At 63.9% G+C, this 14,036-nt stretch carries 13 protein-coding genes; 12 read left to right on the forward strand and 1 reads right to left on the reverse strand.

Annotated elements, in window-relative coordinates:
- Positions 1 to 3 precede the first annotated feature (3 nt).
- Positions 4 to 501, reverse strand: coding sequence for a homoprotocatechuate degradation operon regulator HpaR (gene hpaR / locus ABDW57_RS19715; protein WP_343731882.1), 498 nt, complete (start codon positions 499 to 501; stop codon positions 4 to 6).
- Between the two features lie 121 nt (positions 502 to 622).
- Here hpaR and ABDW57_RS19720 point away from each other — a divergent pair, with 121 nt between their 5' ends.
- The 12 genes from ABDW57_RS19720 to ABDW57_RS19775 all read left to right on the forward strand — a co-directional run bounded on the left by ABDW57_RS19720 (position 623) and on the right by ABDW57_RS19775 (position 14,028).
- The gene (locus ABDW57_RS19720; protein WP_343731883.1) at positions 623 to 1,255 is read left to right on the forward strand and encodes a fumarylacetoacetate hydrolase family protein; all 633 of its coding nucleotides are present in this window, start codon (positions 623 to 625) and stop codon (positions 1,253 to 1,255) included.
- The gene (locus ABDW57_RS19725; protein WP_343731884.1) at positions 1,252 to 2,019 is read left to right on the forward strand and encodes a fumarylacetoacetate hydrolase family protein; all 768 of its coding nucleotides are present in this window, start codon (positions 1,252 to 1,254) and stop codon (positions 2,017 to 2,019) included. The genes ABDW57_RS19720 and ABDW57_RS19725 overlap by 4 nt, the downstream gene beginning before the upstream one ends.
- The gene (gene hpaE, locus ABDW57_RS19730; protein WP_343731885.1) at positions 2,001 to 3,458 is read left to right on the forward strand and encodes a 5-carboxymethyl-2-hydroxymuconate semialdehyde dehydrogenase; all 1,458 of its coding nucleotides are present in this window, start codon (positions 2,001 to 2,003) and stop codon (positions 3,456 to 3,458) included. The genes ABDW57_RS19725 and hpaE overlap by 19 nt, the downstream gene beginning before the upstream one ends.
- A 10-nt stretch (positions 3,459 to 3,468) precedes the next feature.
- Positions 3,469 to 4,317, forward strand: coding sequence for a 3,4-dihydroxyphenylacetate 2,3-dioxygenase (gene hpaD, locus ABDW57_RS19735; RefSeq protein ID WP_343731886.1), 849 nt, complete (start codon positions 3,469 to 3,471; stop codon positions 4,315 to 4,317).
- A 9-nt stretch (positions 4,318 to 4,326) separates the two neighbouring features.
- Entirely contained in the window at positions 4,327 to 4,728 is a 402-nt protein-coding gene (locus ABDW57_RS19740; protein ID WP_343731887.1) for a 5-carboxymethyl-2-hydroxymuconate Delta-isomerase, read from the forward strand.
- Positions 4,721 to 5,524, forward strand: a complete 804-nt coding sequence (gene hpaH / locus ABDW57_RS19745; RefSeq protein WP_343731888.1) for a 2-oxo-hept-4-ene-1,7-dioate hydratase — start codon at positions 4,721 to 4,723, stop codon at positions 5,522 to 5,524. Before ABDW57_RS19740 ends, hpaH begins: the two co-directional genes overlap by 8 nt.
- A gap of 9 nt (positions 5,525 to 5,533) precedes the next feature.
- The gene (locus tag ABDW57_RS19750; RefSeq protein ID WP_343731889.1) at positions 5,534 to 6,328 is read left to right on the forward strand and encodes an aldolase/citrate lyase family protein; all 795 of its coding nucleotides are present in this window, start codon (positions 5,534 to 5,536) and stop codon (positions 6,326 to 6,328) included.
- Positions 6,329 to 6,432: 104 nt separating this feature from the next.
- Complete coding sequence (locus ABDW57_RS19755; RefSeq protein ID WP_343731890.1) at positions 6,433 to 8,061, forward strand: DUF1302 domain-containing protein; 1,629 nt, start codon at positions 6,433 to 6,435, stop codon at positions 8,059 to 8,061.
- Between the two features lie 39 nt (positions 8,062 to 8,100).
- Entirely contained in the window at positions 8,101 to 10,446 is a 2,346-nt protein-coding gene (locus tag ABDW57_RS19760; RefSeq protein WP_343731960.1) for an efflux RND transporter permease subunit, read from the forward strand.
- Between the two features lie 9 nt (positions 10,447 to 10,455).
- Positions 10,456 to 11,433: a YCF48-related protein gene (locus ABDW57_RS19765; protein WP_343731891.1), complete on the forward strand. Its 978-nt coding sequence runs from the start codon at positions 10,456 to 10,458 to the stop codon at positions 11,431 to 11,433.
- A gap of 22 nt (positions 11,434 to 11,455) precedes the next feature.
- Positions 11,456 to 12,880: an aldehyde dehydrogenase family protein gene (locus ABDW57_RS19770; protein WP_343731892.1), complete on the forward strand. Its 1,425-nt coding sequence runs from the start codon at positions 11,456 to 11,458 to the stop codon at positions 12,878 to 12,880.
- A 125-nt stretch (positions 12,881 to 13,005) separates the two neighbouring features.
- The gene (locus tag ABDW57_RS19775) at positions 13,006 to 14,028 is read left to right on the forward strand and encodes a helix-turn-helix domain-containing protein (RefSeq protein WP_343731893.1); all 1,023 of its coding nucleotides are present in this window, start codon (positions 13,006 to 13,008) and stop codon (positions 14,026 to 14,028) included.
- Positions 14,029 to 14,036 lie beyond the last annotated feature (8 nt).

Below are 14,036 nucleotides of genomic sequence, written 5' to 3' on the forward strand. Positions count from 1 at the left end.
CGGCTACTTGAGCAGATGGGCGACTTCCGGGTCCAGCTGCTCGGGGCCGGGCAGCTTCACTTGCGCCACCGCGTTGCGGTCGGCGCTGTTGAAGCGGTCCATCAGCGCGATGATCTCGGCCATCATCTCCGGACCGTAAGCCTGTTCGAGGTTGCGGTACTGCTGCGTGATCAGCGGACTCATGGCGTCCACCACTTTCTCTCCCAGCGCCGTCATGCGCACCGTGACGCGGCGCTGGTCTTCCTCCATCCGCGTGCGCGCGATCAGCTTCATGTCCTCCATGCGCGACAGTACCCCGGTCAGGCTGGGGCCAAGAATCAGACAGCTCTCCGAAATCTCACGTTGTTCCAGATCGCCGGCGTCGCTCAGCACGCGCAAAATGCGCCATTGCTGCTCGGTCAGGCCGAAATGGGAAATGATGGGGCGGAACTGTGCCAGCACATTGTCGCGTGCCTTCAACAGCAGGTTTGGCAGGTTGCGGTACTTGATCTTCTTGGCCATGGCTCGGTGGTGGTAACGATGTATCGCTATTTTAATCGATAACATCGTAACAAAGCGTTTGACTCGTTAAGATATTAACGATTAACATGTTAATGAATATTCAGCGAGCAGGGAGCAATTCATGACACAGATATCACCGTCCGCCGCCGTTTACGGCGTGGTGTTGAACGACAGCGCGTCGCTACAGGCCTTGGGAGACCTGGAGGCCGCGCCATACAAAGCGCCGCCACGCGCGCCGGTCCTCTACATCAAGCCGGCGAATACCCACAGCCAGGACATGCGCCTGCCACCGGGCGCCACCGAGGTCGAAGTCGGCGCCACGATCGGGCTGGTGCTGGGGCGCGACGCCACGCGCCTGAGCGCAACCGAAGCTCTGGCGGCGCTTGCCGGCGTGGTGCCGGCAGCTGATCTGAGTCTGCCGCACAGCAGCTACTACCGTCCCGCCATCCGCGAAAAGTGCTTTGACGGCGCCTTGCGCCTGGGCGCGGTGCAGCCGTTGAGTGACCTGTCGCGGGTGGCGTTAAGCGTGGAAATCGATGGCAAGGTGGCCGATGGCTGGCCACTTGCCAGCCTGATACGCGATCCGGCCCGTTTGCTGGCAGAAGTCACAGCCTTCATGACACTGCGGGCCGGCGATGTGCTGCTGGTCGGCGTGCGCTACAAGGCGCCGCGTGCGCCGGCCGGCAGCTGTGTGCGTGTCGTCGCCAGCGGCATGCCTGCGCTGGAATTCGAGATCGCCAAGGAGCAGTCATGAAACACGGACGCATTATCTGGCAGGGCGCCGAACAGGCGGTAACGCAGGCTGCCGACGGCCGCGTGCAACTGGCGGATGGCCGCCTGTTGAACGAGGATGAGGTCAACTGGCTGCCGCCATTCGTACCCGGCACTGTATTCGCCCTCGGCCTGAACTACGCCGACCACGCCAAGGAACTGGCGTTCAAGGCGCCGGAAATGCCGCTGGTCTTCCTCAAAGGCCCTGACACCATCGCGCCGCATCGGGCAGAGACGGTACGCCCGGCGGATGCCACGTATATGCATTACGAGTGCGAACTGGCGGTCGTCATCGGCAAGCAAGGCCGTAACGTCAGCCGCGACGAGGCCTGGGGCCTGGTGCGTGGTTACAGCGTGGCCAATGACTACGCCATCCGCGACTACCTGGAAAACTACTACCGTCCCAACCTGCGCGTAAAAAATCGCGACGGCTGCACGCCTGTCGGCCCATGGCTGGTGGACCGCGACGACATTTCCGATCCCATGCGCCTGCAACTGCGCACCCGCATCAACGGCGAATTGAAACAGCAAGGCAGCACCGCCGACATGATCTTCGATATCCCGGCGCTGATCGCCTACCTGTCGTCCTTCATGACCTTGAATCCTGGTGACGTGATCCTGACCGGCACTCCGGAAGGCCTGGCCGACGTGCAGCCGGGCGACGTGATTGAAACCGAAATCGAAGGCATCGGCTGCCTGACCAACACCATCATCCCTGAGAGGACATCATGCACATCCAACACCTGATCAACGGCCGCCAGGTCGACAGCGAGCAGCATTTCGACACCATCAACCCAGCTACCGGCGAGGTGCTGGCCACCGTGGCCAGCGGCGGCCAGCAGGAGGTCGAAGCCGCAGTGGCAGCCGCCCGCGCTGCCTTTCCAGGCTGGTCGGCCACGCCGGCCAAGGAACGCGCGCGGCTGCTGCGCAAGGTCGGTGATCTGATCGCCGCCCATGTGCCGGAACTGGCAGAACTGGAAACGCGCGACTGCGGCCAGGTCATCGGCCAGACCAGGAAGGCGCTGATCCCACGCGCCGCCGACAACTTCTACTACTTTGCAGAACTGGCCCAGCATCAGCACGGCGAAACCTACGATTCCGACACCGGCCACCTGAATTACACCCTGTGGCAGCCGGTCGGCGTCTGCGCGCTGGTCTCGCCGTGGAACGTGCCGTTCATGACCGCCACCTGGAAAACCGCGCCATGTCTCGCGCTGGGCAATACCGCCGTAATGAAAATGTCGGAGCTGTCGCCGCTGACGTCCGCACGGCTGGGTGAATTGATACTGGAAGCAGGGATTCCGCCCGGCGTATTCAATCTGGTGCACGGCTATGGCGACACGGCTGGCGAAGCGCTCATCTCGCATCCGGATGTGCGGGCGATTTCGTTCACCGGCTCCACCGCCACCGGCAACCGCATCGTCAGGACCGCGGGCCTGAAAAAGTTCTCGATGGAGCTGGGCGGCAAATCGCCGTTCATCATCTTCGACGACGCCGACTACGAGCGTGCGCTCGACGCCGCCGTGTTCATGATCTTTTCCAACAACGGCGAGCGCTGTACTGCCGGCTCGCGCATCCTGGTGCAGGACACCATCCACGACCGTTTCGTGGCCGATTTTGTGGCCAGTGCGTCGCGCCTGCGGGTGGGCGATCCGCTCGATCCCGGCACCATCATCGGTCCGATGATCAGCCGTGGCCACTGGGACAAGGTCACCAGCTACATCGAACTGGGACAGCGCGAGGGCGCCAGGCTGGTATTCGGCGGCGGCACGCCGGACGTGGCCGCACATCTCAAGGGCGGCAACTGGGTGCAGCCGGCCGTGTTTGCGGAAGTGGACAACCGCATGCGCATCGCCCAGGAAGAGATCTTCGGCCCGGTGCCTTGCATCATCCGCTTCAGGACCGAAGAAGAAGCGATCCGCATCGCCAACGATACGCCATACGGTCTGTCATCCTATCTGTGGACCGAAAACACCGGCCGCATGCTGCGCATGGCCAAAGCCATCGAAGCCGGCATGACCTTCGTAAACAGTCAGAACGTGCGCGACCTGCGCCAACCGTTCGGCGGCGTCAAGGCCTCCGGCACTGGGCGCGAGGGTAATCACTACAGTTACGACGTGTTCTGCGAAGCGAAAAACGTGGCCGTGTCCTACGGCAGCCATCCAATTCCGCGCTGGGGCGTTTAAGGAGAGCGACATGGGAAAACTCGCACTGGCCGCAAAAATCACCCACGTACCGTCGATGTATTTGTCGGAGCAGGAGGGGCCGCACAAGGGCTGCCGCCAGGCCGCCATCGACGGCCACAAGGAAATCGCCCGCCGCTGCCGCGATCTGGGCGTGGACACCATCGTGGTGTTCGATACGCACTGGCTGGTCAACAGCGGCTACCACATCAACTGCGCGCCGCACTTTGAAGGCATCTACACCAGCAACGAGCTGCCGCACTTTATCAAGAATCTGCCGTATGCCTACGATGGCAATCCGGTGCTGGGTCACGCGATTGCGGCCGCTGCCACGGCCGACGGCGTTCACACCCGCGCCCATGACGATACCAGCCTCGGACTCGAATACGGCACGCTGGTGCCGATGCGTTACATGAACGAAGACAAGCGCTTCAAGGTCGTATCGATATCGGCGCTGTGCCAGGTCCACGACATCGACGACAGCGCGGCGCTGGGCCGTGCCGTACGGCGCGCGATCGAACAAGACTACGACGGCACAGTGGCGGTCTTTGCCAGCGGCTCGCTGTCGCACCGCTTTGCGCAAAACGGTGTCTCCGAGCAGTTTCTGCACAAGGTATGGGACCCGTTCCTCGAAACCACCGACCGCCACGTGGTCGACCTTTGGACCAAGGGCGATTGGAAGGCGTTTTGCGGCATGCTGCCGGAATATGCCACCAAATGCCACGGCGAAGGCTTTATGCACGACACGGCCATGCTGCTGGGAGTCCTGGGCTGGGACGAATACGAGGGCAAGGCCGAAATGGTGACGCCTTATTTCGGCTCTTCCGGCACCGGCCAGTTGAACGCCGTGTTCCCGCTGTAGGAGGCGACCATGCCTCATCTCGTCTTTGAATGCACAGCCAATATCTACGATGCGGCCGACATTCCTGCGCTGCTGCGCAAGGCTAACGGCGTGCTGATTGCGCAGGACGGTGTTTATCCGACCGGCGGCATCCGCGCGCGCGCCGTTCGGCTGCAGGATTACTGCATCGCCGACGGCAGCGCCGATGACGCCTTCGTCCATGCCACGCTAAAGATCGGCGCCGGCCGCGCGCCCGAAATCCGGCGCGCCACCGGCGACGCCTTGTTCGCCATGATGAGCGAGCACTTCGCCACGCTCTACGCCCAACGCGGCCTGGCGCTGTCACTGGAAATCAATGAATTCACCGAGAGCGGCGCCTGGAAGCAGAACAACATTCACGCCCGCTACCGCAAGGAGAACAACCATGCTTGACCAAACCATCATCAACGACGCCGCGCGCCGCCTGCACCTGGCAGAGCGGACCCGCCTGCCGGTCCGGCAAATCTCGCTCGACCATCCGGACATCACCATCGCAGATGCCTACGCCATCCAGCGGGCATGGATCAAGCTCAAACTGGGGGAAGGGCGCCGCATCATCGGCCACAAGATCGGCCTGACCTCGCGCGCCATGCAGATGTCGTCGCAGATCGACGAGCCGGATTACGGCACGCTGCTGGACGATATGCTGTTCCAGGATGGCAGCGACATCCAATGCGAGCGCTTCATCGATCCCATGATCGAAGTGGAACTGGCGTTCGTGCTCAAAGACCGCCTGGCCGGTGCCAGCCTGACCATGATGGACGTGCTGTCGGCCACCGATTACGTGATTCCGGCAGCGGAAATCATCGACGCCCGTTGCCATCGCATCGATCCCGAAACCAAACGTACGCGCAAGGTCATGGACACCATTTCCGACAACGCCGCCAATGTCGGCGTCATCATGGGCGGCCGCCCGGTCAGGCCCATGGACCTGGATTTGCGCTGGGTGGCGGCGCTGTTGTACCGCAATGGCGTCATCGAAGAAACCGGCGTGGCGGCCGGCGTTCTGAATCATCCGGCCAATGGCATTGCCTGGCTGGCCCGCAAGTTCGCGCCGTTCGACGTGGCGCTGGAGCCGGGCCAGATCATCCTGGCCGGTTCCTTCACCCGCCCGGTCAAGGTGCGTGCCGGCGATACCTTCCACGTCGATTACGGCCAACTGGGCGCCATCAGCGCGCGTTTTGTCTAGGAGGCGGGCATGCAGATTCCGCGTAACGGTTTCAGACACGCACTGCTGGCCGGCGAGCGGCAAATCGGCCTGTTTCTCGGCACCGCCAGCCCCTATGTCGCAGAAATGGTGGCTGGCGCAGGCTTTGACTGGCTGTTGATCGATGGCGAGCATGGCCCGAACGACCTGCGCACCATCCTGGCGCAGTTGCAGGTGCTGGCGGCGTATCCGGTGCGGCCGGTGGTGCGCACGCTGGACCATGACCCGGCCCGCATCAAGCAGCTGCTGGATTGCGGCGCGCTAAGCCTGATGGTGCCGATGGTGGAAACCGCACAACAGGCGCAGGCGCTGGTGCGGGCCATGCGCTATCCACCGCATGGCATACGTGGCGTTGGTACGGCCATGGCGCGCGCTGCGCACTGGAATGCGGTGGGCGATTACTTCAGCGAGGCAGAACGCGAGTTGTGCCTGCTGGTGCAAATTGAATCGGCGGCCGGGCTGAAGGCGCTGGAGGAAATCGCCGCCGTAACAGGCGTGGACGGGGTATTCATCGGTCCATCCGACCTGGCGGCGTCCATGGGGCATCCCGGCAATCCCGGCCATCCCGACGTCAAGGCGGCGGTGGCGGACGCGATATGCCGCGTCGCCGCCGCCGGCAAGGCCGCTGGGGTGTTCTCGGCCGATCCCGCTGTGGCGGCATCCTACGGCGAATTGGGCGCGCGCTTCCTGCTGGTCGGCGTCGACACGCTGCTGTTGCGCCAGGCCGCGGAGGTGCTGGCGGCGCGCTTCACCCATGGCGCCGGCGCCACAGGTGCGGCTTACTAAGCCTGTCCGCTGGTTATTGATACACGAATTGCCAGTTTTCGATACCGGCCCCTTTGGGGAGGCAATTAGGATGTGTTCACATACACTAACCAGCGAGGAATTGCATGATCAGCAAATTGACGCAGGCGGCGCTCGCCGTCTCCATCGCATATGCCGGCGCGGCGCAAGCGGCCACCTTTCAGACGGACAGCATCTCCGGCTCCTTCGATTCAACGGTCACCGCCGGTCTGGGCGTGCGGACGCAGAATCCCAGCTGCTCGCTGATCACCGCGGGAGCGAACGGGCAGGGTGCACCGGCCGGCTGTCTGGCGCCCACCAGCGCGCTGGGGGACCAGGGAGACTTGAACTACGGACGCGGTGACCCCTTCACCACCTACCTGAAGGGCACGCACGAACTGCTGCTGAAAATGCCGGACGACTGGAAGTTCCTCGGCCGCGTCAGCTGGGTACGCGATTTTGCCTCGACCCGCACCAACGATTACGTCAGCGCCACCAACCCGCCCGGCATCGGTCCGCTGACCGGCGATGCGGCCGATGACCTGCGCCTGAAAGCGCGCCTGCTGGACTTCTGGGTCAGCAAGGAATTCTCGCTGGGCGAGGAGCGCGCGCGGGTGCGCGTTGGCAATCAGGTGATCAGCTGGGGCGAAAGCCTGTTCCTGCCCGGTGGTATCAACCAGACCAACGCCATGGACATCATGCGCCTGTCGCAGCCGGGCACGCAGTTGAAGGAAGTGTTCCTGCCGGCGCCGATCGCCAGCTTCGCCACAGGCCTGGGCCACGGCTTCAACTTCGAAGCCTACGTGCAGGCCCGCTGGAACGACAACTACTTCCCGCCGACCGGCAGCTACTGGTCGAACGTGAATGGCCTGGGCAAAGGCGACAACGCCTACGGCCTGCCGAAAGATAAAGCCCGCAACGGCGGCCAGTATGGCGCGTCGCTGCGCTGGCAGCCGGAAGGCACATCGTTGAATCTCGGCCTGTACGCCATGCGTTATCAGGACAAGGCGCCGCAATTCAGCCTGGCCGGCGGTGCGCCTCACTGGACCTTTGCCGAGGATCGCAAGATGATCGGCATCAGCGCCAACCTGCCGGTGGGCGACTGGGCGCTGGGCACCGAGCTGTCCTACCGCCCGAAAGACGCGGTGGCGCTCAATTCCGCCGCCAGCGGCTGCAGCTACAACAACGGCGACTGCTACGTCAACGAGAAGAAGCTGCAATGGCACGTTACCGGCATGCTTAGCCTGACGCCCAGCGAATATGGCGGCATCCTCAAGGCGCTGGGTGGCGCCGACACGGCAACGCTGCTGGCGGAGGCGGTGGTGGTGCGCTATCCGAACCTGAAACGCTTCTACGGCGCCGATCCGGTATCGGCCGGCGGCTGGGGCTGGGGCCAGGAATTCAATCCGGCCGGCACGCCGGAATCGGCGGGCAGCAAAACCTCGTGGGGCTACAACTTCGACTTCAGCTGGGTGTATGACGGTACGCTGGTGTCGGGCTGGCAGGTGGTGCCGGAGCTGTACTACTTCCAGGCGGTGAACGGCCGCACGCCGAATACGGCTGGCCTGTTCATGAAAGGCGCCAAGTCGGCCAATATCATCGTGAGCTTCATGCGCAATCCGGCCACCTGGCAGTTTGCCGTCAACTACGGTCGATTCTGGGGCGGGGAGCGCGTGTTCGATCAGCCGCTGCGCGACCGCGGTTTCGTCGGCGCCTATGTCTCGCGCAACTTCTGATCGGATTACATCGTGTCAAAATCATCTTTACCGCGCCTGATGCACGCATTGGAAAATGCCTGCTTCCGCTGGCGCACGCCATTCCTGATCTGGCTGGCGGTGTTCACCGCCGCCATGGCGTATTTTGCCGTGCAGTTGCGCATGGACGCCGGCTTTGAAAAGCAGCTCCCCATCGGCCATGAATACATCGCCACCTTCCACAAATACCGCAACGACGTGCTGGGTGCGAACCGCATGAATGTGGTGGTCAAGGCCAGGCAGGGCAGCATCTGGACCCAGCAAGGCCTCAAGCGCCTGTTCGAGGTGACGCAGGCGGTAAGCTACCTGCCGGGTGTGGACCGGCTGGGCGTGCAGTCGTTGTGGACGCCGAATAGCTTCGTCAACGAGATCACGGAGGAGGGTTTCCGCGCCGATCCGGTCATTGACGGCACCATCACGCCGGATCAACTGACGCCGGAGATGATCGCCAATATCCAGCGCTCGGCCAATCAGGGCGGCTTTGTTGGCACGCTGGTCTCGCGCGACCAGAGCAGCGCCATGATCATCGCTGAATTGTCGGAGGTGGACAAGGAAGGCCACAAGATCGACTATGTTCAGTACAACCACATGCTGGAAGAGCAGATCCGCCGCAAGTTCGAAGACCAGAACTTTGAAATCCAGATCATCGGCTTCGCCAAGCAGATAGGCGACATTGCCGACGGCGCCTCGTCGGTGCTGCACTTTTGTGTGGTGGCGCTGTTGCTGACCGCACTGGCGGTGTACTGGTACTGCCGTTCGCTGCGATTTACGCTGCTGCCGATTGTCTGTTCGCTGACGTCCCTGATCTGGCAGTTCGGCGCGCTCAAGCTGCTGGGCTTTGGTCTGGATCCGTTGGGCGTGCTGGTGCCGTTCCTGGTGTTTGCGATTGGGGTATCGCACGGCGTGCAGCAGATTAACTACATCATGCGCGAACTGTCGCATGGCAAGACCACCGAGCAGGCGGCACGCGCCAGCTTCAGCGGGTTGATGATACCGGGCGTGCTGGCCCTGGTGACGGCGTTCGTCTCCTTCATCACGCTGATCCTGATTCCGATTCCGATGGTGCGCGAGCTGGCGATCACCGCGTCGCTGGGCGTGTTCTTCAAGATCACCACCAACCTGGCCATGCTGCCGGTGGCGGCTTCCTACTTCTCGTTCAGCAGCGAATATGCGCAGCGCTCGCTGCGCCAGCGCGAGCAGCGTTCGCAGTGGCTGCGCGTGCTGGCCCGCGTGGCCGAGCCAAAGACGGCGCTGGTGGTGCTGGCGATTACCGCCGGCGTATTTGCTTGCGCCGCCTGGCAGAGCCGCGATCGCGTGATCGGCACGCTGCAGCCGGGCGCACCAGAGCTGCGGCCGGAAGCGCGTTTCAACCGCGACGCCGTCTCGATCGCTTCCAGCTATGACACCGGCCTGGATTGGCTGACCGTGATCTTTGAAGCGCCGCCCAATTCCTGCGAAAACGTGGCCTTGGGCGCGTACCAGGACCGCTTTGCCTGGTCCTTGCAGCACACGCCCGGCGTGCTGTCGGTCAGTTCTTATGCTGGCCAGCTGCGCGGCTACAACGAAGGCTATAACGAAGGCAACCCGAAAATGGCGGTGGTGCCGATCGATCCAGCCAATTATGCCTCGCTGAGCACCGAAATCGGCCGCGTGCGCGGCTTCATGAACAAGGATTGCAGCATGACTGCTGTGCACCTGTTCCTGGCCGACCACAAGGCCACCACCATCAATGGCGTCATCGCGGCGGTGAAGCAGTTCCGTCAAAGCAGCCCGCAGCCGGGCGTGACCATCCGCCTCGCTTCCGGCAATGCCGGCGCGCTGGCCGCCGTCAACGAGGAAGTCGAGCATAGCGAAATGCCGATGATGCTTTACGTGTATGCCGCCATCATCGTACTGGTGGCAGTGGTGTACCGCGACCTGCGGGCCGTGATGGCGTGCTGCCTGCCGCTGACGGTGGGTACCTTCATCGGCTACTGGTTCATGAAGGAATTGCAGATCGGCCTGACCGTGGCGACGCTGCCAGTGATGGTGCTGGCGGTAGGCATCGGCGTCGACTATGCGTTTTACATCTACAACCGGCTGCAGCTGCATTTGTCGCAAGGGCAGGGCATCACCAAGGCGATCGAGCATTCGATACTGGAGGTGGGCACCGCCACCGTGTTTACCGCACTGACGCTGGCGATAGGCGTGGCGACGTGGGCGTTCTCGGACCTCAAGTTCCAGGCTGACATGGGCAAGCTGCTGGCATTCATGTTCATGGTGAACATGGTGATGGCGATGACCGCGTTGCCGGCATGCGCCGTCTGGCTGGAGCGCGTCTTCCCGCGCCGCGCACCGGTGCGCGCGCCTGGCATCTTTGCTCACTGAGGGGCGCACATGAAACAGAGATACTTCACGACGTTGGCGCTGGCCTGCGCGATATCCGGCCCCGCCATTGCGGTTGCTGACAGCGGCCCGGCCGCCAGTGCCACCCTGGCGCTGCAACCGGCCGCGCGCAGCGCCTACGCCGCCGATGCGGCGATTCTCGGCGTGGCCCATGCCGGCAAACGTATCGTCGGCGTTGGCGACTATGGCGTGGTGCTGCTGTCCGACGACCGGGGCAAGACCTTCCGCCAGGCGCGCGCCGTGCCGGTATCGTCGACCCTGACCGCCGTTTCGTTTGCCGATGAACGCAACGGTTGGGCGGTTGGCCACTGGGGCGTGATCCTGCGCACCAGCGACGGCGGCGAGAGCTGGACCGTCCAGCGCAGCGACACGCAGGAAGACCGCCCGCTGTTCTCGGTCCACTTCTACGACGACAAGGAAGGCATCGCGGTCGGCCTGTGGTCGCTGGTGCTGGTCACGCGCGACGGCGGCGCCAACTGGCAAGCGCTGTCACTGCCCCTGCCGCCAGACGGCGGCAAGGCCGACCGCAACCTGCTGTCCGCCTTTGCCGACACCCACGGCAACCTGTACGTCGCCGCCGAACGTGGCATGGTCCTGCGCAGCGATGATCGCGGCCGCAGCTGGCGTTATCTGGACACCGGCTACAAAGGCTCCTTCTGGAGCGGCGTCGCACTGCGCAACGGCACGGTGCTGGTGGGCGGCCTGCGCGGCAGCCTGTATCGCAGCGCCGACAGCGGCCATCACTGGCAGGCGATCGACAGCGGCGTCAAAAGCTCCATCACCGGCATGGTGGAACGCGCCGATGGCGTCGTGGAGGCGGTAGGGCTGGACGGCGCCATGCTGGAAAGCCGCGACGGCGGCCAGACTTTCAAGGCGCGTCAGCGCGACGACCGCCTGTCGCTGACCGGTGTGATCGGCAACGGCAACGATGTGCTGCGCTTTTCCAAGCGCGGCATCGCAGCACAATAAAAGACAACCTGGAGGAGACCACATGAAAACCTACCCTATGACCATCAACGGCAAAGCCATCGACACCGGCCGCACGCTGGACGTGATCAACCCGGCGCTCGGCCGGCCATTCGCCGCCGTGCCGGCCGCGCGTCCGCAGGATGTGGACGCTGCCGTCGCCGCCGCGCGCGCAGCCTTCCCGGCGTGGCGCGCCACGCCGCACGCCGCACGCCAGGCCATGCTGCACGCGCTGGGTGGCGCGCTGGAAGCCAATATGCCGGAACTGATGGACCTCATCACGCGTGAAACCGGCAAGCCGCTGCAAGGGCTGAACAACGTCGGTTCCGGCATGGAGCTGGGCGGCGCCATCGCCTGGACCCACGTCACCGCTGACCTGCCGCTGGAGCCGGAAGTCATTCAGGACAACGACCAGGCGCGCATTGAAGTGCACCGCAAGCCGCTCGGCGTGGTGGCGTCCATCACGCCATGGAACTGGCCGCTGATGATCGCCATCTGGCACATCATCCCGGCGCTGCGCGCCGGCAACACCGTGGTGCTCAAGCCATCCGAATACACCCCGGTGGCCACTGCGCGCTTTGTCGAGCTGGCGCAGGCCGTGCTGCCGCCGGGCGTGCTGAATGTGGTCACTGGCGGCGGCGATATTGGCGCCGCGCTGGCCGGGCATGCGGACGTCAACAAAATCGTGTTTACCGGCTCCACCCGCACCGGCAAACGCATCATGGAGGGAGCGGCCGCCAGCCTGAAACGCCTGACGCTGGAACTGGGCGGCAACGACGCCGGCATCGTGCTGCCGGGCGCTGACGTGCCAGCCGTCGCGGCCAGGCTGTTTGGCGTCGCCTTCCACAACAACGGCCAGACCTGCGCCTGCCTCAAGCGCCTGTACGTGCATGACAGCCAGTATGAGGCCATCTGCAACGAACTGGTGCGCCTGGCGCGGGCGGTACGTGTCGGTGACGGTCTCGATCCGCAGACCGAACTGGGGCCGCTGCAAAATCGCGCCCAGCTCGACGTGGTCGGCACGCTGGCGGCCGATGCCGCCGCCCATGGCGGCCGCATCCTCAGCGGCGGCAAAGCACGCGCGGGGCAGGGCTATTTCTTCGAACCGACCATCGTGGCCGGCCTGAGCAACGGCGCCCGGCTGGTGGACGAGGAGCAGTTCGGCCCCATCCTGCCGGTGATCCGCTACAGCGATGTGGAACAGGCGATCGCCCTGGCCAACGACAACCCGAATGGGCTGGGCGGCTCGGTGTGGTCGTCCGATCTGCAGCTGGCGGCGGCAGTCGGCAAGCGCCTTGAATGCGGCACGGTGTGGATCAACGAGCATGGTGCAGTGCAACCGGACGCGCCATTCGGCGGCGTCAAGCAATCCGGCATCGGCGTGGAATTTGGCCGCCATGGACTGGAGGAGTTCACTGCCATCCAGACCGTCAAGATTATGAAACACTAAATCGCCCCAAGTGTTGGCTTTCCGCCATGTGCCTATCAATTAGGCAGGCACAGCGCGGCGGAATTTGCTAACATCTTAATGAAGCCGGCCTAGCGTCGGCTCAGCCTATTATTGGAAGGGGAGACATGAGTTTCACCGAGCAACATTACGGCAGCGCCACGGCAGTGCCGCAGGTAGGCAATGCGTTAAATGCCTGCCGCAAGACAGTTCACACTTCCAGCCTGTGGCAGCACGAGCGCGTGCTGACCGGATGGAGTCAGCTGTACGACCAACTCTCCAAAGGCAAATTCAGCGGCCAGTTCACCGAAGCTTGGGTGGGCGATGTGCAATTGTTCGAGGAGCAGACTTCGCAGGCCGTGTTTGAGAGCGGACCCGGTCGCAGCGGCGTGGTGGCGCTGGGCGTGTTTGCCAATCTGGAGGGCGAAGCGCGCTGGCGCGGCAACGTCATCGGCGCCGACCATGTGACTGCGCTGAGCGATCACGCCAGCCTGGAACTGAGCACACCGCCCAACTGCACCATGATGAGTGTGAGCGTGCCGGTCTGCATGCTGCCGACTGGCGATGAAGCCGGCAAGACCAGCGCCGACGAGCTGGTCGCGCGCGCAGCCAATCACGTCTACAGCCCGGCGCTGGCAACCATGTTGCGCGAGCGCCTGAAGGCGGCCTTGCTGACCATGACCTATCAACCCTACCAGCTGGCGCAGGCGGAAGCGCGCGATCAGCTGGTGAGCGAACTGGTGGGCCTGGTGGATGAATACCTGGGCCTGGCCCTGGGCGGCAGCGGCGTCACCGAGGCACGCAAGGCGCTGCACGTGGTGAGCCGGGCGCGCGAGTACATCGACGCCAATCCCGATCGTCCGCTGACGGTGCTGGACCTGTGCAACCGCACCTACACCTCGCGCCGCACGCTGCAATACTGCTTCACGCAAGTGATCGGCATGAGTCCGGCGGCGTACCTGAAAGTGGTGCGCCTGAACGGCCTGCAGCGCGACCTGCTCAACTCCGGCGGCGCCAGGACGATCGGCGACATGGCGGCGCGCTGGGGCTTCTGGCACTTGTCGCAGCTGTCGCTGGATTACAAGCGGCTGTTTGGCGAACTGCCGTCGGAGACCGTCAAGCGGGCTGGCGGAGGACGCGCGCTGCAGTAAGCCGATTT

This window comes from Duganella sp. (assembly GCF_039595735.1).
Lineage (GTDB): Bacteria > Pseudomonadota > Gammaproteobacteria > Burkholderiales > Burkholderiaceae_D > Rugamonas.